General features: G+C 65.7%; 19 protein-coding genes. 4 read left to right on the forward strand and 15 right to left on the reverse strand.

The window, feature by feature from the left end; genetic code table 11:
* Window positions 1-141: 141 nt before the first annotated feature.
* From purF to ACOIX3_RS17810, 12 genes are all read right to left on the reverse strand, one after another.
* Window positions 142-1,707, reverse strand: coding sequence for an amidophosphoribosyltransferase (gene purF / locus ACOIX3_RS17755; RefSeq protein WP_420971128.1), 1,566 nt, complete (start codon window positions 1,705-1,707; stop codon window positions 142-144).
* Between the two features lie 26 nt (window positions 1,708-1,733).
* Window positions 1,734-2,369, reverse strand: a complete 636-nt coding sequence (locus tag ACOIX3_RS17760) for a CvpA family protein (protein WP_420971129.1) — start codon at window positions 2,367-2,369, stop codon at window positions 1,734-1,736.
* 170 nt (window positions 2,370-2,539) lie between these two features.
* A complete protein-coding gene (gene radA / locus ACOIX3_RS17765; RefSeq protein ID WP_420971131.1) occupies window positions 2,540-4,021 on the reverse strand; it encodes a DNA repair protein RadA in 1,482 nt (493 codons plus the stop codon).
* A gap of 78 nt (window positions 4,022-4,099) precedes the next feature.
* Window positions 4,100-4,771, reverse strand: a complete 672-nt coding sequence (locus ACOIX3_RS17770; protein WP_420971132.1) for an HAD family hydrolase — start codon at window positions 4,769-4,771, stop codon at window positions 4,100-4,102.
* Window positions 4,772-4,949: 178 nt separating this feature from the next.
* Complete coding sequence (locus ACOIX3_RS17775) at window positions 4,950-5,564, reverse strand: hypothetical protein (RefSeq protein WP_420971134.1); 615 nt, start codon at window positions 5,562-5,564, stop codon at window positions 4,950-4,952.
* Between the two features lie 156 nt (window positions 5,565-5,720).
* The gene (locus tag ACOIX3_RS17780) at window positions 5,721-6,008 is read right to left on the reverse strand and encodes a hypothetical protein (protein WP_420971135.1); all 288 of its coding nucleotides are present in this window, start codon (window positions 6,006-6,008) and stop codon (window positions 5,721-5,723) included.
* A 439-nt stretch (window positions 6,009-6,447) separates the two neighbouring features.
* The gene (locus ACOIX3_RS17785; protein ID WP_420971136.1) at window positions 6,448-7,173 is read right to left on the reverse strand and encodes a sulfite exporter TauE/SafE family protein; all 726 of its coding nucleotides are present in this window, start codon (window positions 7,171-7,173) and stop codon (window positions 6,448-6,450) included.
* Between the two features lie 127 nt (window positions 7,174-7,300).
* Complete coding sequence (locus ACOIX3_RS17790; protein WP_420971137.1) at window positions 7,301-8,104, reverse strand: outer membrane protein; 804 nt, start codon at window positions 8,102-8,104, stop codon at window positions 7,301-7,303.
* Between the two features lie 321 nt (window positions 8,105-8,425).
* Window positions 8,426-9,196, reverse strand: a complete 771-nt coding sequence (xth, locus tag ACOIX3_RS17795; protein ID WP_420971138.1) for an exodeoxyribonuclease III — start codon at window positions 9,194-9,196, stop codon at window positions 8,426-8,428.
* Window positions 9,197-9,220: 24 nt separating this feature from the next.
* Window positions 9,221-10,543: an alanine racemase gene (gene alr, locus ACOIX3_RS17800; protein WP_420971139.1), complete on the reverse strand. Its 1,323-nt coding sequence runs from the start codon at window positions 10,541-10,543 to the stop codon at window positions 9,221-9,223.
* 48 nt (window positions 10,544-10,591) lie between these two features.
* Window positions 10,592-12,100 carry a replicative DNA helicase gene (locus ACOIX3_RS17805; protein ID WP_420971140.1) on the reverse strand — a complete coding sequence of 503 codons (1,509 nt, stop codon included), beginning with the start codon at window positions 12,098-12,100 and terminating at the stop codon, window positions 10,592-10,594.
* A gap of 280 nt (window positions 12,101-12,380) precedes the next feature.
* Window positions 12,381-12,503 (reverse strand): hypothetical protein, encoded by a 123-nt coding sequence (locus ACOIX3_RS17810; RefSeq protein WP_256437482.1) that lies wholly within the window; start codon window positions 12,501-12,503, stop codon window positions 12,381-12,383.
* Between ACOIX3_RS17810 and ACOIX3_RS17815 the strand changes: the two genes are divergently transcribed.
* Window positions 12,502-12,870: a hypothetical protein gene (locus tag ACOIX3_RS17815; protein WP_420971141.1), complete on the forward strand. Its 369-nt coding sequence runs from the start codon at window positions 12,502-12,504 to the stop codon at window positions 12,868-12,870. The two genes, ACOIX3_RS17810 and ACOIX3_RS17815, sit on opposite strands and share 2 nt — an antisense overlap.
* A gap of 20 nt (window positions 12,871-12,890) precedes the next feature.
* Here ACOIX3_RS17815 and ACOIX3_RS17820 read toward each other — a convergent pair whose 3' ends face one another.
* Window positions 12,891-14,144: a class I SAM-dependent methyltransferase gene (locus ACOIX3_RS17820; protein ID WP_420971142.1), complete on the reverse strand. Its 1,254-nt coding sequence runs from the start codon at window positions 14,142-14,144 to the stop codon at window positions 12,891-12,893.
* A gap of 258 nt (window positions 14,145-14,402) precedes the next feature.
* On the opposite strand from ACOIX3_RS17820, the gene ACOIX3_RS17825 reads away from it, so the two are divergent.
* The 3 genes from ACOIX3_RS17825 (at window position 14,403) to ACOIX3_RS17835 (ending at window position 16,465) form a co-directional block, all read left to right on the forward strand.
* Complete coding sequence (locus ACOIX3_RS17825; protein WP_420971143.1) at window positions 14,403-15,308, forward strand: hypothetical protein; 906 nt, start codon at window positions 14,403-14,405, stop codon at window positions 15,306-15,308.
* Between the two features lie 93 nt (window positions 15,309-15,401).
* Window positions 15,402-16,007 carry a TetR/AcrR family transcriptional regulator gene (locus ACOIX3_RS17830; protein WP_420971144.1) on the forward strand — a complete coding sequence of 202 codons (606 nt, stop codon included), beginning with the start codon at window positions 15,402-15,404 and terminating at the stop codon, window positions 16,005-16,007.
* Window positions 16,004-16,465 carry a PaaI family thioesterase gene (locus ACOIX3_RS17835; RefSeq protein WP_420971145.1) on the forward strand — a complete coding sequence of 154 codons (462 nt, stop codon included), beginning with the start codon at window positions 16,004-16,006 and terminating at the stop codon, window positions 16,463-16,465. Before ACOIX3_RS17830 ends, ACOIX3_RS17835 begins: the two co-directional genes overlap by 4 nt.
* 39 nt (window positions 16,466-16,504) lie before the next feature.
* Here ACOIX3_RS17835 and rplI read toward each other — a convergent pair whose 3' ends face one another.
* Together rplI and ACOIX3_RS17845 are read right to left on the reverse strand one after the other, a co-directional pair.
* Window positions 16,505-17,107: a 50S ribosomal protein L9 gene (gene rplI / locus ACOIX3_RS17840; RefSeq protein WP_342722371.1), complete on the reverse strand. Its 603-nt coding sequence runs from the start codon at window positions 17,105-17,107 to the stop codon at window positions 16,505-16,507.
* A 51-nt stretch (window positions 17,108-17,158) separates the two neighbouring features.
* On the reverse strand, window positions 17,159-18,127 hold the full coding sequence (locus ACOIX3_RS17845) for a hypothetical protein (RefSeq protein ID WP_420971146.1): 969 nt from the start codon (window positions 18,125-18,127) through the stop codon (window positions 17,159-17,161).
* Between the last annotated feature and the right edge of the window lie 75 nt (window positions 18,128-18,202).

The following is an 18,202-nucleotide window of genomic DNA, read 5'->3' on the forward strand; positions in this document are numbered from 1 at the left end:
AAGCAGGGACCCATACGCCGTGACGGCGATGATGGAAGTAAGTGTTCGTGTCTAATACTGCCCCAGCCTCATGGGCCGGTGGTTATGAGTCCCTGCTCCGGAGCGCAAACGCGCCCTAGGCAGGGACGACAGCGGATGTGGCTAACTCGCCTCGGCCAGCAGCGAGAGCTGCCGTGGCGGGGCCTCGGTTTCGTTCTGGTCGGTGAGGTGGGTCGGATAGGCGCCGGTGAAGCAATGGTCGGCGAATCTCGGATTGGCCGGATCGCGCCCTTCATAGCCCATCGCGCGATACATGCCGTCGATCGACAGGAAGGCGAGCGAGTCGGCACCGATGATGTCGCGCATCTCCTCGAGCGAATGGGTCGCCGCCAAGAGGCCGCCGCGGTCCGGCAGATCGATGCCGTAATAGTCGGGATAGAGGATCGGCGGCGAGGCGAGGCGGAAATGCACCTCGCGGGCGCCGGCATCGCGCATCATGCGCACGATCTTCTTCGAGGTGGTGCCGCGCACCAGCGAGTCGTCGATCAGGATGATGCGCTTGCCTTCGATCGCGGCGCGGTTGGCCGAATGCTTCATGCGCACGCCGAGCTCGCGCACGGTCTGGGTCGGCTGGATGAAGGTGCGGCCGACATAGTGGTTGCGGATGATGCCGAGCTCGAACGGCACGCCGGAATACTGGCTGTAGCCGACCGCGGCGGGCACGCCGGAATCCGGCACTGGCACCACGACGTCGACCTCGGGATGGCTCTCGCGCGCGAGCTGGGCGCCGAACGCCTTGCGCACGTCGTACACCGAGCGGCCGCCGACGATCGAATCCGGGCGCGCGAAATAGATGTACTCGAAGATGCAGGGCCGCGCCGGCTTCGGCGGGAACGGCTTGTGGCTGTGCGCGCCGCGCTCGTCGAACACGATGATCTCGCCGGGCTCGATGTCGCGGACATATTTCGCGCCGATCATGTCGAGCGCGCAGGTCTCCGAGGTCAGGATCGGATGGCCGTCGAGATCGCCGAGCACCAGCGGACGGATGCCGAGCGGATCGCGGGCGCCGACCAGCTTCTTGTTGGTCAGCGCGACCAGCGCATAGGCGCCCTCGATCGCGCGCAACGCCTCGATGAAGCGGTCGATGAAGCGCGCGCGCTTCGACTGTGCCACGAGATGCAGGATCACCTCGGTGTCGGTGGTCGACTGCATCAACGCACCGCCCTTGACCAGCTCGCTGCGCAAGGTCAGGCCGTTGGTCAGGTTGCCGTTGTGGCCGACCGCAAAACCGCCGGCATTGAGCTCGGCGAACAGCGGCTGCACGTTGCGCAGGCCTGTGCCGCCGGTGGTGGGGTAGCGGACATGGCCGACCGCGGCATTGCCGGGCAGGCGGTCGATCACCTCGCGGCGGGAGAAGGCGTCGCCGACCAGGCCGAGGCGGCGTTCACTGTGGAAGCGGGCGCCGTCGAAGGAGACGATGCCGGCGGCCTCCTGGCCACGGTGTTGCAGGGCGTGCAGGCCGAGCGCGGTAATCGCCGCGGATTCGGGATGGCCGAAGACGCCGAACACGCCGCATTCCTCGCGGAGCGTGTCGCCATCGAGATCGGGGTGGTATCTGAAATCGTTGTCCCGGAGAGGGTCTTGTCGAAGATGGTCCTGCATTTCGATCGGGCCCAAATCGAGATCCATTTGGGCGGCGTGATCGGAAGGGGTTTGCATCTCGTTCATCGCCTCTCGTAAGGGGCCCAAATAAGTTATCGGCCCGCGGGTTTCTCGATCAGCTTTTTCAAGCTGTCACGCGCAGGTTTGCTATAGCCATCGCCCGACGTCGGCGTTGCCTGATCGTTGGTATCAGCCGCAGAATCGTCGTCCGGCTTATTCTTCTTGAACTTCTTTAAGATGGTGTTCTCGGGGTCGTCAGGCAAGAGCGCCATCAGCCAATCCCCGGTTCCCTGCAGCACCACCCGGGACTTCGCGCCGGTGACCCAATCGGGCCGCTGCTTGTCCGGAACCAGCCAGGTGAAGAACATGAACGCCACGACCACGATCAGGAGGCCGCGGGCGAGCCCGAACAGGAAGCCGAGGGTGCGGTCGAGTGCGCCGATCCGGGAATCCAGGATCATGTCCGAGATCCGCACGGTGATGATCGAGACCACGATCAGCGTGCCGATGAAGACGCCGGCCACCACGACCACGGCCGCGACCGTGTCGTTATTGAAGTAAGTTTTGGCGGTCGGCAGCAGCTTCGAGAAAGCATACAGCGTGACCAGGGCTGCGGCGCCCCAGGCCGCGATCGACAGGATCTCGCGCATGAAGCCGCGCACCATGGCAAGCAGGCCCGAGATCAGCATCACGCCGAGCAGGACGAGATCAAGTATCGTTATGGGCATCGGCTGGTCAGGTCCGCTGGTACGTTTGGGTCCGCTGTTAAGGGCTCGCGAATCGGCAAAGTCGGTGCCGTCCTAACTGAGGCGCATCGGGGGCATTCGGCAAGGCCGCAACACCACTAGTCCCGCGCGGCGGATGTATAGCGGCGGGGGGCTGATACGTCACGCCCGCTTTAGCTGGTCTCGCGACGGAATCGGGCCGGTGTGGCATTTTTCTCAGCCGCATCAGCGCCCCTGGAGCTATCCTGGTCGTCCCTCGGTGCGGCCCGGCCGCCTCGGGGTGTCCCGCGCGCGGCAATTTCGGCGACCAGCGTGGTCAGATTACCGACGCTGTTCAGCGCAAGCCCGCTATCGCCGCCGCCATCGCCGCGGGCCGATTCGGGCAGGATGGCGCGGCCGAAGCCGAGCTTGAGGGCCTCTTTCAGCCGGGCCGGGGTCTGCGCCACCGGGCGGATCGCGCCGGACAGCGAAATTTCGCCGAAATAGACCGCATCGGTCGGCAAGGGCGCATTCACCAGCGAGGAGACCAGCGCGGCGGCAGCTGCGAGGTCCGCGGCCGGCTCCTGGATGCGCAGGCCGCCCGCGACATTGAGATAGACGTCATGTCCGGACAATTTGACGCCGCAATGCGCCTCAAGCACCGCCAGCACCATCGACAGCCGGCTCGGGTCCCAGCCGACCACGGCGCGGCGCGGCGTACCGAGCGAGGTCGGCGCCACCAGCGCCTGCAACTCGACCAGCACCGGGCGGGTGCCCTCGATGCCGGCGAACACCGCGGTACCGGGGCTGCCGAGCTCGCGTTCGGAGAGGAACAATTCCGAGGGATTGGTGACCTCGCGCAGGCCGAGCCCGGTCATCTCGAACACGCCGATCTCGTCGGTCGCGCCGAACCGGTTCTTCGCCGATCGCAGGATGCGGAACTGCTGCGAGCCTTCGCCTTCGAACGACAGCACCGCATCGACCATGTGCTCGACCACGCGGGGGCCGGCGATCTGGCCGTCCTTGGTCACATGCCCGACCAGGATGATCGTTGCACCCGTTTTCTTGGCGAAGCGAATGAGGGCCTGCGCCGAGGCGCGGACCTGGGTCACCGTGCCCGGCGCGGATTCGACCGTGTCGGTCCACATGGTCTGGATCGAATCGATCACGATCAGCCGCGGCACCGCGCCTTCCGACAGCGTCGAGACGATGTCCTCGACCGAGGTTTCGGACGCCAGCTGCACCGGCGCGTCCGCGAGCCCGAGCCGCTCGGCGCGCAGCCGCACCTGCGCGACCGCCTCTTCGCCCGAGATATAGACCGCGCGGTGGCCGGCGCGCGCCATCATGGAGGTGGCCTGGGTCAGCAGCGTGGATTTTCCGATGCCGGGATCGCCGCCGACCAGCAGCACCGAGCCGCGGACGAAGCCGCCGCCGGTGACACGGTCGAGCTCGGCCATGCCCGACGACAGCCGCGGCGCGTCCTGGGTTTTGCCGGACAGCGATTCCAGCGCGAACGTCCGCCCCTTGCGCTTGCTGCGGATCGAGACCGGCACCGAGCCCGTGGTGTCTTCCTCGGCCAGCGTGTTCCACTCGCCGCAGGAGTCGCACTTGCCCTGCCAGCGATTATACGCCGCGCCGCAGTTCTGGCAGACGAAGGAGAGGGTTGATTTGGCCATGGAGCAGGTGAGTCGCGTGGTCGACGATGCACGGCTGCTTAGCACGGAAAGCCTGATACGAGCGACATGCTCGATCGATCACCTCGACATCTGGAAGAATTGCCGGGCGATGTGCTCGACCTCGCGCCACGAATTCGCCAGATGCACCGCGCCCGCCGAACGCAGCGCTGCATGGTGACCGTCGCGGATATGGCTCGCGGCGCACAGGCCGATCGCCGTCATGCCGGCTGCGACCGCCGCCCTGATGCCGCCGGCGCTGTCCTCGATGACCAGGCATTCGCCGGGCTTTGCGCCGAGCTTCCCGGCGGCAAGCAGGAAGATATCCGGGTGCGGCTTGCCGCGCGCGACCATGTCGGCGCTGAAGACGCGGCCGTCGAATTCCGCTTCCAGTCCGAGCAGCGAAAGGCACAATTGCAGGCGGTCCAGCGAGCTCGATGAGGCAATGCAGCGCGGGATGTCGGAGAATTTTCGGATGAAGTCGGTGGCGCCGCCGACCTCCTTGAGGTCGGTTCGGAACCGGTCCAGCGTGGCGCGCTTGAGCGCGCTGGAGAAGTCGGCGGGCAGGGGCCGCCCGATCGCCGCCTCGATTTCGGTCATCACGTCGGTCCACCGTTTGCCGGAGTAGCGCGTGAGCGCCTGATCGAGCGTGGTGGCGTGTCCGAGATCGCTGACGGTCTCCGCCAGCACGGTGTTGGCGATGGCCTCGCTGTCGGCGATCACGCCGTCGAAATCGAAGATCAAAGCGCCCACGATCGCAGCTCCCCAAGCAGACGACGAAGTCCTAGCAGGACCCGGCCGCCACGCAGGCAACACGTTCTGTTGCAGAACATCTCAGTGCCGCGCGCCGCGCCGGAATGGATAGAACAGCAGCGTCACTGGCCGCCAGGATGCTGTCCATGATCGGAGGGCGCCTGACGGCACCACGGAATCAGCGCGAGAACACCCGCGTTCCGGCCGGCCATCGCGGCTTGTCTCCCACCGGGCTGGCGCCGATCTCCCATCCGACGCCGCCCCAGAGCACGTCGACGGCACCGAGCTCTCCTCCGATATCGCGGACGTAAAACACGTTCGGCTTGGCGTTGGTCTCCAGAGGGCCGCCGTTGCCGTTGGGCTGCTGCTTCAACGCGCACCACACGTCGGCCAGCCTGCTCTCGTGGCTCTGACCGAGCTTGGCGAGGATGTCGTTGTCGCTTGCGGCGGCGCTCAGCACAAAGGTTTGCAACGATGCGCCGCCGGCATCGTCCTCGACCTTGTCGGTGAAGCGGCGCGCGAAGGTCGCACCCAACCAGGAGATTTTCACCGGCGCGCTCGACGCGATGTCCTCCTTGAAATGTTCCCGTGCGACGAACTTTTCAACGTGAGGAATAGCCGAGGTCGATGACGGATCGGACGGTTCCTCGGTTTTCGGCCGCAGCGAGCACGCCACGCGCTCAATGGCAGCAGCCGAACCCGGTTGGCCCGGTTTCGTATCGTCGGCGGCGACGCTCAAGGCTTGTGCTGTGAGAAAGAAGGCCAATGACAGCGTGAGGCTTAACTGGCGCATCTTGTTGTCCCCGAGTCCGCTGTGTTCGCGGAGACAAGGTAAACCGCATCTTGCAGATGTAAATTAAAGATCGGGTTTCTGGTTAAGGATAAAAAGTGAATTCAACTACAACGCGAATTTGAATCAAATGCGCGGCTGCCTGATCGGCGGCCGCATTCAAGCGCGGATGTCCCACCCCGACAGCAGCAGCGGCGAATTCCCGCGCGGCGCCAAACCCGTCGGCAGAGCCCGGCAGCATCGTGCCTGCGCGCGCAGCGGATCGGTCCAGCTCCAGCGAACGCGCCAGGACGGATTGTTCGTGTAGGCCGGAATTCGCCAGACCCAGATCGTCTCGTAGACGCTGTCACCGAGGTGTTCGACATCGGGCCTTGCTGTCGGCCAGAAGGCCGCACCGGCCACAGCGAACGTGACGGCCGCCGCAGTCGTGATCATCATCTTGCGCATCGCGCGTCTGCCTTTCCCGCCTGTCGTAGGTTCTGACAACCCGCGACTTCCAATTCTTCGACTTGCGATCCCGAGTCCGTCACGCCGACATCAGGCACCGAGGTGCGCGCTCGATTGCGCTCCATGTGTCGCCTGACTCTCGGGATTCGCATCCGGGTCGTCGATCAACCCCGTGATGCCTGCTGGAGCAAATTTCTTGTCCGCAAACGGTCGAGTGCAAGTAATGAAGTTGTCATAAACGCAGTCGCCGGATGGAGGCAATCCGGATAACAACGGGAGGCGAGCGCTAAACAAGGCTCTTTCGGCGTACACCCCACGAGGTGCGCAGAGCGCTCCGTAGAATTACGATATCCCTGCGAGGATAGTCGTGTTCGTCGCGTCGAAATCCATTTGCGCAAGGCTTGGTCGCGCGGAGTCGATGTGAGTCGTGTCAGGAATCCTACGGCGCCATTGCCGACCACAGCAGCGACACGCCCGCCGCCAGCATGATGCCGTCCATGATCAGGCGGAACGATTCCGGCTTCATTTGCAGCACGAAGCGTTTGGCGATGAAGGCACCGGCCATCAGCGAGGCGCCGGCGATCAGGCCCTTCAGCGCGATGTCCGATGTCAGCGCGCCGAACCGCTCGAAGGTCACCGACTTGCTGACATAGAGCCCGAGCGAGCTTGCCGCTTCGGTGGCGAGGAACGCGCCCTTGCTGAGGCCGTAAAACAAAAACAGCGGCACGCTGAGCGGACCGGTCGACGCCACGATGCCGGTGAGATAGCCGATCAGCGCGCCGCCGATCATCAGATGCCAGAGATTGGCTTTCAGTCGGTGCTGCGCCAGCCAGTGCCGCACCGGGACCATGGCGATCAGGAACACGCCGATCGCGATGTCGACCGCGCGCGAAGGCAAAGCGAGCAGGGTGCGCGCGCCAAGCGCTGCGGCCGGAATGCCCGTGATCGAATAGGCGGCGCAGGCGCGCCAGTCGACCTCGCGCCACCAGGCCAGGATGCGCGACAGATTGGCCATCACGGCCGCGACCGCCATGATCGGCACCGCCTGCTTCGGCCCGTATTGATAGACCAACACCGGCATCAGCATGATCGACGAGCCGGTGCCGACGATGCCTGAGATGGTGCCGGCGAGGAGGCCGACGATGAGGACGAACAGGAAGCCCACGCGCGCTCCGCGACGAGATCCCGAGCCACGCCGGATGCGTGTCTCGAAAGCGAAGGCTCAGTGTGACCTCAGGGTTCGAGATGGCGCAAGGGCGCCTTGAACCAGGGACGTGTCGTCGCGCGCAGCGTCAGTACTTCGCGACGACCGGACCGCCGAAGCGGTAGTTGACGCGCACCGTCACCATGTCGACGTCCTGGCGGATGCGTTCGTCATGGTTGAGCTGGGCGACGAACACCGGATCGTAGGTCATGCGGACGCTGTTGGTTCCCATGAACAGGTGGTCGTATTCGATCGCCAGCGACCAGTTGTGTGCGATCGCATATTCGGCGCCGGCGCCGATCGCGCCGCCCCAGCGCGTCTCGCTGCCGCGGTCGGCGATGAAGCCGACCGGTACGCCCGGCCCGAATGCCGGCGTGATGAAGCTCTCGTAGCGATCGCGCACGACGGCCGCGCCGCCCTTGGCGTACAGCAGGAAGGCGCCCCAGGAATAGCCGATCTGTCCGGTGAACAGGCCGATGGCATCGATCTTTGAGCGGTTGGCGAAGCCCGCAAACAGCGGGGCTGTGGACGGGTTCGAGCCGGAAAGGTCGGCCCAATTGCCCTGCGCTTCGACGCCGTACACCCAGGCCGCCTGCTGCCAGCGATAACCGATCTGGCCGCCGGCGGTCGCCCCGCTCGGGGTGTGGCAACCTTCCGAGCCGGTGAAATTCACGACGCCAAGCGCCGGATTGGTGATGACGAAGGGCACGACGTCCCAGCACTTCCGGCTCCAGCCGCCGCCGCCATTGGCGCCGAGGTAGAAGCCGCTCCAGTCATTGGCGGCGGCGACGATCGGGGGCGCCTTGGTGTACGGGCGAGCGGCGAGGTCGGCAGCGGACGCGCTTGCAATGCCGAGCATGAGCATGGATGCGGCGACGAAATATGTCTTCATGGGCAGACCCAATGCATGAATCAAATCGATGCCAGACTAGTCGATTTGCACCACCTCCGGCTGTACCCGGTCCGCCACATCCGGCCGTATTCGCGCGCGTCGATGGGCTCCCGTGTCGCGAGAATGCGGATGTTTGACTCGCAACCAGCGCCACACATTCAGTGTCGTCCCTGCGAAAGCAGGGACCCATAACCACGAATGGTTGTTGGTGCACGATGTCGGAACGACGAGTCTCTTCAACAACATCGGCCGCGGAGTATGGGTCCCTGCTTTCGCAGGGACGACAGATCGATTGGGGCTCAAGCGCGACACGCAAAGACATCACCTCAGAACCACCCACGCCGGCGCATGATCGCTGGCGCCTTCCTCGCCGCGGATGTCGCGGTCGACGCCGGCTTTCGCGAGCCGCGCCGCCACGTCGGGGCTTAGCAGCAGGTGATCGAGCCGGAGGCCTGCATCGCGCGGCCAGCGCTGGCGCTTGTAGTCCCAGAAGGTGAACATCTGACGATCCGGGTGCAGCGTGCGGAGCGCATCGCACCAGCCCTGATCGACCAGCGCCTTGAACGCGGCGCGGCTCTTCGGCTGGATCAGCGCATCCTTGTCCCAGGAGCGGGTCGGATAGATGTCGAGCGGCGTCGGCGCGACGTTGTAGTCGCCGGCGAGCACCACGGGGACCTGCTGCTTGAGCAGCTTGGCGGCGTGGGCGCGCAGCCGCTTGAACCAGGCCAGCTTGTAGTCGAATTTCGGGCCGGGCTGCGGATTGCCGTTCGGAAGGTAAAGGCTGGTCACGACGATGCCGCGCACCGCGGCCTCGATGTAGCGCGCCTCATGGTCGTCGCGGTCGCCGGGCAGGGCGGTGCGGATCAAGACCGGCTCGGCCTTGCGCGCGAGGATGGCGACGCCGTTCCAGGTCTTCTGTCCCTGCCACACCGCGCCGTAACCGGCTTTCTCGAGCGCTGCCGCGGGAAATTCGGCGTCGCTGGCTTTCAACTCCTGCAGGCTGACGACGTCGGGCCTGGCGGATTTCAGCCAGCGCAGCAGGTTCGGCAGCCGACGGTTGACGTTGTTGATGTTGAAGGTCGCGATCTTCATGCGCAATCGCGAACCTCGATCGCGTCAGGTAGACGGTGCGGTTGGCGCGGCGGCAGGTAATGGTGGCGGCGCAGGCGCTGCTGTTGGCAAAGCAGGAGGCGCTGCTTGCGCCTCCGCCGGCTCGCTCTTCGCGGCGACGGCGTCGCTTCTTTCGGCGGCCGGGTCGGTTGTCGCGGCGACGGCATCGCCGCCCTTGTAGATGCGCACGAAGCGGCGGCCGAGGCTGGTCAGCACCTCGTAGCCGATGGTGCCGAAATGATGCGCGACCTCGTCGACCGTAATGCCTTCGCCGATCAGCGTCACCATGTGGCCGCGTCGCACGGCATTCTTGTCGAGGTCGGTGACGTCGACCGCGATCAAATCCATCGAGACGCGGCCGGCGATCGGGCAACGCTTGCCGGCGACCACGACCTCGGCGCCGCGGGTGCCGTCATTGGCGCTGGCGGCGCGGAAATAGCCGTCCGCATACCCCGCGGAGACGATCGCGAGCCGGGTCGGCCGGCGCGCGGTCCAGGTGCCGCCATAGCCGACGGTCTCGCCGCGATCGATGTTGCGGATCTGCACGATGCGCGCCTTGAGGTCGACCACCTGCTGCATCGGGTTGTCGGCCTCCGGCGTCGGGTTGACGCCATAGAGCGCGCAGCCCGGCCGCACCATCTCGAACTGGAATTGCGCGCCGAGGAACACGCCGGAGGAGTTGGCGAGCGAGGCCGGCACGCCGGTGAACAGGCTCGCGATCTCGCGGAAGCTCGCAAGCTGTTTGGCGTTGGCGGGATTGTTGAGCAGTTCGGCGGAGACGAGGTGGCTCATCACCAGCGTGATGCCGTGATCGCCGGCATTGATCCGCGGGATGATGCCCTGTGCTTCGCTGACCGTCAGCCCGAGCCGGTTCATGCCGGTATCGATATGGATGGCGGCGCCGCCGGACCAGCCGGAGCGACGGCAGAACACGTCCCATTCGGCGAGCTCGTTGAGATCGCCGATGACAGGCTTGCAGTCGATCTTGGCGTAGGCGTCGCCGGTCTGCTGGAAGAAACCGCCGAGCGCATACACGGTCGCCTGCGGAACGGCCGCGCGCACCACGGCGGCCTCCTCGACGGTGGCGACGAAGAAGGTCTTGCAGCCGGCCTTGGCCAGCGCCCGCGACACCTGCTCGGCGCCGCAGCCATAGGCGTTGGCCTTGACCACGGCGGCGCATTCCGCCGGGACCGCGGTCTTCTCGAGCTTGCGCCAATTGGCGATGACGGCGTCGAGGTCGACGGTCAGGATGCCGGTGGCGGTCGGATGGGCCGCCAGCAAACTGGCTTCGGGCGTTAGCTGCGATTTCGCGTCGGTCACGATGTTCATGGCTCAGTTGTACAAGCGGGGCGGGCCGCCTTCAACTGTGCGCGGCCATTAGTAGGAGGGGGGACGATCCGGGACCAGTCCGTCCGATGCGAGATCGCCGAACCGGGTGACGCTGGCTTCGAAGTGCAGCTCGACGGTGCCGGTCGGACCGTGACGCTGCTTGCCGATGATGACTTCGGCCTTGCCGAGCGCGCGCTCCATTTCAGCTTGCCAGGTCGCGTGCTCCGGGGTGCCGGGCCGTGGTTCCTTGTTCGCGAGATAGTATTCCTCGCGGTACACGAACATCACGACGTCGGCGTCCTGCTCGATCGAGCCGGATTCGCGCAGGTCCGAAAGCTGGGGCCGCTTGTCGTCGCGGTTTTCGACCTGGCGCGAGAGCTGCGACAGCGCGATCACGGGGACGTTGAGCTCCTTCGCCAGCGCTTTCAAATTGGTGGTGATCTCGGTGATTTCCTGCACGCGGTTGTCGTTGCCGCGCTTGCCCGAGCCCTGCAACAGCTGGATGTAGTCGATCACGATCAGGTCGAGACCCTTCTGCCGCTTGAGGCGGCGGGCGCGCGCGGTGAGCTGCGAGATCGACAGACCACCGGTTTCGTCGACGTAGAACGGCAGCGACTGCAACTCGATCGAGCAGTCGCGGATCTTCTCGAAATCGAGCTCGGAGATACCGCCGCGCCGGATATGGCTGGAGGGAATGCCGGTGCGTTCGGCGAGAATACGGGTGGCGAGCTGTTCGCCGCTCATTTCGCAGGAGAAGAAGCCGACCGCGCCGCCGTTCACCGCCTTGGTGGTGCCGTCGGCCTGCACCTCGGGGACATAGGCCCTGGCAATGTTGTAGGCGATGTTGGTGGCGAGCGAGGTCTTGCCCATGCCGGGACGGCCGGCGAGCACGATCAGGTCGCTTGGCTGCAATCCGCCCATCTTGGTGTCGAGGTCGCGCAGTCCCGTCGAAATGCCGGACAGTTTGCCGTCGCGCTGGAACGCCTTGGCCGCCATGTCGACGGCGACCGTGAGTGCATCCGCAAAGCGTTGGAAGCCACCATCGTAGCGGCCGGTTTCGGCGAGGCCGTAGAGCTGCCGTTCGGCGTCCTCGATCTGCGCGCGCGGGGCAAAATCGACCGGTGCGTCGTAGGCGACGTTGACGATCTCCTCGCCGATCTGGATCAGGTTGCGGCGCAGGCTGAGATCATAGACGGTACGCCCGTAGTCCTGCGCGTTGATGATGGTGGTCGCTTCGGCGGCGAGGCGAGCGAGGTATTGGCTGACCGTCATGCCGCCGAGGTCCAGCTCGGCAGGCAGGAACGTCTTCAAGGTCACGGGATTGGCGACCTTGCCCATCCGGATCAGACTGCTGGCCGTTTCATAAATCTGCTGGTGGATGGCTTCGAAGAAGTGCTTCGCCTCCAGGAAATCGGAGACCCGGTAGAAGGCGTCGTTGTTGACCAGTATCGCGCCCAGCAGCCCCTGTTCCGCTTCGATGTTGTGCGGCGCGCTCCGATAGGTCGGGGACGCGGCGTCGGGCGCGAGCTTGTGAACGTTCGAATCAATCAAGGCCATGGACGAGCTTATTCTTCTGATTTCGTCGTTACTGAGATTTTCGGCTGTGGGGCCGCGATCAAGCGCCAGCCCGGCACGAAGCGAAAGGACGGATGTTTCTTATGCACGATTCACACAACGCAATGTGTGAATCCGCCACGGCCGGATGCATTCCGCTTGACGGGGATTCGGTCGAAAACCGCCGGTCAACGATGTCGTCGGCAAAAATCTGACGCGGCCTGAACCTTTTTCCGGGCTGCCGCGCCCAACCAGCTGCGAGGTCGGTGCTGGCCTCGGTTCCTCAGACCAGGATGAGGAAAGCCAGCGCGATCAAGGCGGCGGCCACGCCGGTTGCGATCAAGGCGTAGTCGGTCACGAGGTCGCGTTGCGGGTCCAACATCGTCTGGTGCGGTTCTCGGGTCATGCCGGACCACTACGACAGCCCGGAACGGACCTCTGTGAAGCAGATCACACCTGTCGCAATTTCTTTGCGGCAGGCTCGCGGGAACGACCCGGCGGATTCCGGGTTGTCTTCGCTCAGGGAAGATACGGTGACGATGGCTCGAGGGTTTCAGACAGCGCGACTTGGACTTGGTCTTGGGCTTGCCCGGGCAGGCGGCATCGACCGCGGCTGGCTGGCGTCGCTCGTTGAGGCCATGGAGCAGGCGGCGCGTCCGGAGGTCCAGAACGTTCCTTGCGACGTCGGCCTGATTTCAGCCGCTGCAGCCCACCTCGCGCGTCCGGCGCCGACCTTCGACCATTGCGGCTCGGCCTACAGCCTGCGCAACTAGCAATCCCGGTTCTTGCAGACCTATTCGCCGGCGAGTTGCAGCCGGGGTTTTGCAGCGCCGGCTTCCTTGAGCCGGAGGCGGCCTTCCTCGCGGCCGATGTAATCGCGGGTCATCGGCACGATGCCTTGGCGCTTGGTCAGCTGCAGCTGGAAGTTCATCATGTTCTGCACCCGGAACGACATCTCCGAGGCCGCCAGATAGAATTCCCACATCCGGGCAAAGGTCTCGTCGTAGAGCCGCACAGCCTCCTCGCGCCGCGCCATGAAGCGGTCGCGCCACGCCTTCAGGGTCTCCGCATAGTGCAGCCGCAGGATCTCCATGTCGCAGATCAGCAGCCCGGCCTTCTCGATCGCCGGCATGACCTCGGAAAGCGCCGGAATGTAACCGCCGGGGAAGATGTATTTCCGAATCCAGGGGCTCGTGACGTCGGGACCGGTCGAGCGGCCGATCGAGTGCAGCAGCATGACACCGTCATCGCTCAGGAGCTCGACGCAGCGCTTGAAGAAGGTTTCGTAAAAGGCGACCCCGACATGCTCGAACATGCCGACCGAGACGATGCGGTCGAACGGGCCGGGGATGTCGCGGTAGTCCTGCAACAGGAAGCGCGCCGAATGCGCCAGGTTCTTCTCCGCCGCCCGGGCGTTGGCGATCTGCAACTGCTCGGTCGACAGCGTGACGCCGGTGACGTCGGCGCCGCTCATCTCGGCGAGATAAAGCCCCAGTCCGCCCCAGCCGGAACCGATGTCGAGGACGCGGTGGCCGGGCTGGATCAGGAGTTTTGCGGCAAGGTGGCGCTTCTTGGCGAGCTGGGCGTCGTCCAGCGTCGCGTCCGGCGCCTCGAAATAGGCGCAGCTATATTGCTTGTCGGCGTCGAGGAAGAGGGAATAGAGCCGGCCGTCGAGGTCGTAATGGCGGGCGACATTGCTCCGCGACCGGCCGCGCACATTGAGCTGCTGGGCGCGCCGCCCGAGGAAACGAACCCAGGCCTGCATCCTGGCAAAGTTCGGCAACATGGCCGCCTGGCCCATCAGGACAGCCAGCACATCGGCGATGCTGCCTTGCTCCACCACGAAGGTGCCGTCCATGAAGGCTTCGCCGAGGTAAAGCTCGGGATCGACCAGAACGCGCAGTTCGGCGGCCCTGGTCATGAACCGTGCGGCGACGGGAATGCCCGTGCCGTCACCACAGGTAAATTTGGCGCCGCTCGCGGTCGTGAACGTGATCGAACCGCGGCGGATGAAGCGCCCCAAGAAAAATCGCAACAATCGGTCCATCGAAGCACCAACGGAACGGCAAGCTGCACACTGACACCACCGGAGCTGATCACTCCAATGTGTCCCCAACCCAAACATAGGCAGGGAATTGGATCGCGCTATTGCGTTGTGGTCAAAGCCGATATTCCAAAATGTGACAATTGCGTGGATGCGGCATGCGCGCGCTTCCATTCGCGCGATAATCGGATAAAAGGTGACCGCCGCGGCCGATCCATGAGGCGCAGGCGGCGATTTTTCCGGAATCTGGAGAGTTAAGGAATGTTGAGCCGAGCCCTCAGTCTGGCGACGGTGACGCTTCTGATTGGCTGCCTGTCGGCCGTATCAGCGCAAGCGCAAAACCTCGAGGCCGGCAAAAGCCCCTCCCAGATCTTCGCCAACACCTGCACGGCCTGCCACAAGAGCCCGCGCGGTCTCTTGAAGACCGTGCCGGCCGGCTCGCTGCCGGGCTTCCTGCGCCAGCATTACACGACGTCGAGCGACATGGCCGGGGTGCTGGCGTCCTATCTGATTTCGAACGGCGCCAACGACCCGCGCTACCAGGCCAAGGATCAGCCCAAGGGGGCCAAGGGCCGGGAGGCAAACCAGTCTCCGGAGCAGCCGGCCGAGCGCCCGTCTCGCCGGCAGCATCAGGGTGCCGCGCCGCAGGAAGGGGCCAAGGAGGCCGCGAAGCCCGACGCCGACGGTTTGAATCCCGAAGCACGTCCCGCCCACCGCGGCCGGCGCATGGCGCGCCCGAGCGAGACGCCGGATGGTGCCAAGCCGGATGACGGCCAGACCCCGCAGGCCGCGGGCGAGGGCAAACCGGCGCGCCAGAAGCACGGCCGTCGCGGTAAGCCGGTCGAGGAGCCGAAATCCGACGAGGCCCCCAAGGGGGAGGCGGCGGGCGACGAGCCCAAATCCCAGACCGCCATCAAGCGCGAAGACAAGGGTGAGGCGGAGAAGCCGGCGAAGCCTGCCGGCCAGCCCGACACGGCTGCCGTGCGATCGGACCCGGTTCCGGAGGTCACACCCGCGGCTCCCGTCGCTCCCCCTGCGCCCGAGCCGGCCGCTGCCCCATCGCCCGCGCCGGCGCCCGCCGCGCCCCCGGTAACCGCGGCCGCGCCGCCTCCGCCGCCCCCGACGACACCGGGCTCCGGTCCGCCGGAAGCGCCGACCTCGAAGTAATCGCCAACGCCGGGCCGTGAGGTCCGGCGTTATCATTTGACTGCCACTAGAGTATAACTCTAGAGTATTGATCTAGTCAGGAAGGGAGCAGCAGTGAGTACGGCACGCGACGATCTCTTGGCGGCGGGATTGGCGGTGTTCGACCGCGACGGGTTCGAGGGCGCGACGGTGGCCGAAATCCGCTCCCGTGCCCGCGCGTCCAACGGCAGCTTCTTCCACTTCTTCACCTCGAAGAAGGAGCTCGCCGGAACCCTGTTCCTGGAGATCCTGCAGGCCTACCACGCCGCGATCATCACCGCGGTCAACGACACGCACGGCGCCCGTGAGGGCGTTGCGCGGCTGATCCGCGCCCATCTCGATTGGGTCGTGACCAACAGGCGCGAGGCGCGCTTCCTGTTCGAGATTTCGCGCAGCGAGTGGAGCGAGGAGGTGCGCGGCGCGCAGCGCACCGAGAACTCGCGGCTCACCGATGGCATCGAGCGCTGGCGCGCGCCGCTGCTCGCGCGCGGCGAGTTGCTGCCGATGAGCGCTGTGCTGTTCTTCAGCCAGATCATCGGGCCGGCGCAGATCTTTTGCCGCGCCTATCTGTCGGGCCGCCATCCCGGTGACCCGCGTGAGCAGGTCGAGACGCTGATCGCCTGCGCGATCCGCGCGGTGGTGGCGCCAGGTGCGCCGGAGCGAGCAGGAGGAACGTCATGAACGAGACCGATCCGGACTTTGCGCCGATCGCGACGCGGATTCGCGACAATGTCGGCCGTCAGGGCTTCATGGGACTTGTCGGTGCTGAAGTGGCCGAGCTGTCGCGCGGCGCGTGCACGCTCGCGGTCGACCGCCGGCCGGAGCTGCTGCAGCAGCAAGGCCTGTTTCACGGCGGGGTGACGGCGTTCCTGGTCGACAACGCCACCACGATCGCGGCGGCGACGTCGCGCGGACAGCCGGCGCTGACGGCCGAGTACAAGCTGAACCTGCTGTCGCCGGCATCGGGCGATCGCCTGATCTGCCGGGCGCGCGTGATCAAGCCCGGACGCCAGGTCGCCGTCGTCGCGGCCGACGTGTTCTGCGTCATCGACGGCAAGGAGAAGCACACCGCGACGGCACTCGCGTCGATCGCGATGCTCGACGATCAGGCGGCGGCACGAATCCAAAGCCCGGCCTGATGGGGCCGGGCTTCAGTCGGTGGAGGGACGAAGAGACGCTTACTTCTCTTCGGCAGCCGGAGCCGGCGCGGCCTCGTCGTCGTGCTGCGCTTCCGGATCGAAGAATTCGCCGGCGGCAGCGAGCGCTTCGGCGGCAGCGTCCTGGTCTTCCTGACGGGTCGAGATGTCCTCGCCGCGCTTGATCCGATCGGCCTCTTCGGCGGAACGGGCGACCGTCACGGTGACGCTGGTCTCGACCTCGGGGTGGACGGCGATGGTCACCTTCTGCGCGCCGATCACCTTGATCGGCGAGTCGAGCCAGACCTGCGGACGGGCAACCGTGATGCCGTCGGCAGCCAGCGCAACGACGATGTCGCGCACCGTGACCGAGCCGAACAGCTGGCCGGACTCGGAGGCCTGGCGGATGATGATGATGTCGCGGCCGTCGATCTTCTCGGCGACCACGGCGGCTTCGCCCTTGGCCTTGATGTTGTTGGCCTCGAGCTCGGCCTTCATGCCGTCATACTTGGCGCGGTTCGCTTCGGTGGCGCGCAGCGCCTTGCCGCGCTTCAGCAAGAAGTTGCGGGCGAACCCGTCCTTGACGCGCACGACTTCGCCCATCTGACCAAGCTTGGCAACGCGTTCCAGCAGAATGACTTCCATTTTCGTTCTCCTTTAGAGGCTAAGTATCGGGTTGAGTGGTTGGATCGAATGTCAGGCCGCAGGCAAAGGCGGCGGTCTGGTTTGCAGATAGCGCTGGCGCAGTCCGAACACGGCGTCCGCAATGCCGAGCGCGAAGATCGCCACGATCGGCCAGCCGAACATGACGACGACAACGTAGATGCCGCCGAGCCAGAAGCCGCGATTGGCGAGCGTCAGCGTCAGCGTGTGCAGCACGGCGAAGCCGACCAGCGCATAGGCGATCACCAGCGCCGCGGTGACGATCTGCGCCAGCACCGCAAGCATGCCGCCGACGAAGCAGATGGCCACCGCCACCGACAGAGCGACCAGCGTCATCGCGGGGAGCGCGGTGGTGCGGAAATCCGGCCACGGTCGATTCAGCCGCCCGGAGGTTTGTGCGATCTTGCCGGCGAGCCACAGGCTCAGCGTCAGCGTGACCATCGCGAGGATCGTTGCCGCGAGGGGCGCGAGGATCACCAGCGCGTCGACCAATCGTTCGATCTCAGCACTGGGCAGCCCTTCGCCGGCGCTCAGCACCTTCAGCAGGCCACGCCGCAAAGCACCGGTGACGGTGTCGGCATCCGAGCCGAGCGTGAGCAGCGCGGCGGTCGTGGTGATGATGGCGAAGGCCGCGATCCAGAGCAGGATACGGCCGACGGGATACCATTCGAGCGCAGGCGGCTGCTGGGTGGCGGTGTCAGCGGCTGCGCCCGCGATCGGCCGGCCGAGCAGCGCGAGGTGGCCGAGCCACCAGCCGGGCAGGGCGACCATCATGGCAAACGCGATGCAATAGGGAAGTCCGAAGAGCGTGCCGAGAACGGAAGCGGCAGCGACGCCGCCGATGGCCGCAGCAAGCGGTCCCCAGGCGAGTGCCGACACCATCAGCGGCAGCGGCGCAAGAAAGTACAGCAGCAACGAGATCAGCGCGCCCGAACTGATCGAGGCGAACATCAGCGCCGACGCGGCGCCGGCTGCAAGTGCAACAATGAGGATCGCGATCATCAGCTGTCCCGCTCCTTTCGAGCGGTTAGAGGCACTCTGTCGAGAACCCCAACCATCGGCGACCGGACGACCCGG

The sequence above is a fragment of the Bradyrhizobium sp. B120 genome (assembly GCF_049075665.1).
GTDB lineage: Bacteria > Pseudomonadota > Alphaproteobacteria > Rhizobiales > Xanthobacteraceae > Bradyrhizobium.

Excerpts from the sequence above, each read along its gene's own strand:
- purF (WP_420971128.1), bottom strand. The coding sequence starts at position 1,707 with ATGAACGAGATGCAAACCCCTTCCGATCACGCCGCCCAAATGGATCTC.
- ACOIX3_RS17760 (WP_420971129.1), bottom strand. The coding sequence starts at position 2,369 with ATGCCCATAACGATACTTGATCTCGTCCTGCTCGGCGTGATGCTGATC.
- radA (WP_420971131.1), bottom strand. The coding sequence starts at position 4,021 with ATGGCCAAATCAACCCTCTCCTTCGTCTGCCAGAACTGCGGCGCGGCG.
- ACOIX3_RS17775 (WP_420971134.1), bottom strand. The coding sequence starts at position 5,564 with ATGCGCCAGTTAAGCCTCACGCTGTCATTGGCCTTCTTTCTCACAGCA.
- ACOIX3_RS17780 (WP_420971135.1), bottom strand. The coding sequence starts at position 6,008 with ATGCGCAAGATGATGATCACGACTGCGGCGGCCGTCACGTTCGCTGTG.
- ACOIX3_RS17790 (WP_420971137.1), bottom strand. The coding sequence starts at position 8,104 with ATGAAGACATATTTCGTCGCCGCATCCATGCTCATGCTCGGCATTGCA.
- xth (WP_420971138.1), bottom strand. The coding sequence starts at position 9,196 with ATGAAGATCGCGACCTTCAACATCAACAACGTCAACCGTCGGCTGCCG.
- alr (WP_420971139.1), bottom strand. The coding sequence starts at position 10,543 with ATGAACATCGTGACCGACGCGAAATCGCAGCTAACGCCCGAAGCCAGT.
- ACOIX3_RS17805 (WP_420971140.1), bottom strand. The coding sequence starts at position 12,100 with ATGGCCTTGATTGATTCGAACGTTCACAAGCTCGCGCCCGACGCCGCG.
- ACOIX3_RS17815 (WP_420971141.1), top strand. The coding sequence starts at position 12,502 with ATGCCGGACCACTACGACAGCCCGGAACGGACCTCTGTGAAGCAGATC.
- ACOIX3_RS17810 (WP_256437482.1), bottom strand. The coding sequence starts at position 12,503 with ATGACCCGAGAACCGCACCAGACGATGTTGGACCCGCAACGCGACCTC.
- ACOIX3_RS17820 (WP_420971142.1), bottom strand. The coding sequence starts at position 14,144 with ATGGACCGATTGTTGCGATTTTTCTTGGGGCGCTTCATCCGCCGCGGT.
- ACOIX3_RS17825 (WP_420971143.1), top strand. The coding sequence starts at position 14,403 with ATGTTGAGCCGAGCCCTCAGTCTGGCGACGGTGACGCTTCTGATTGGC.
- ACOIX3_RS17835 (WP_420971145.1), top strand. The coding sequence starts at position 16,004 with ATGAACGAGACCGATCCGGACTTTGCGCCGATCGCGACGCGGATTCGC.
- rplI (WP_342722371.1), bottom strand. The coding sequence starts at position 17,107 with ATGGAAGTCATTCTGCTGGAACGCGTTGCCAAGCTTGGTCAGATGGGC.
- ACOIX3_RS17845 (WP_420971146.1), bottom strand. The coding sequence starts at position 18,127 with ATGATCGCGATCCTCATTGTTGCACTTGCAGCCGGCGCCGCGTCGGCG.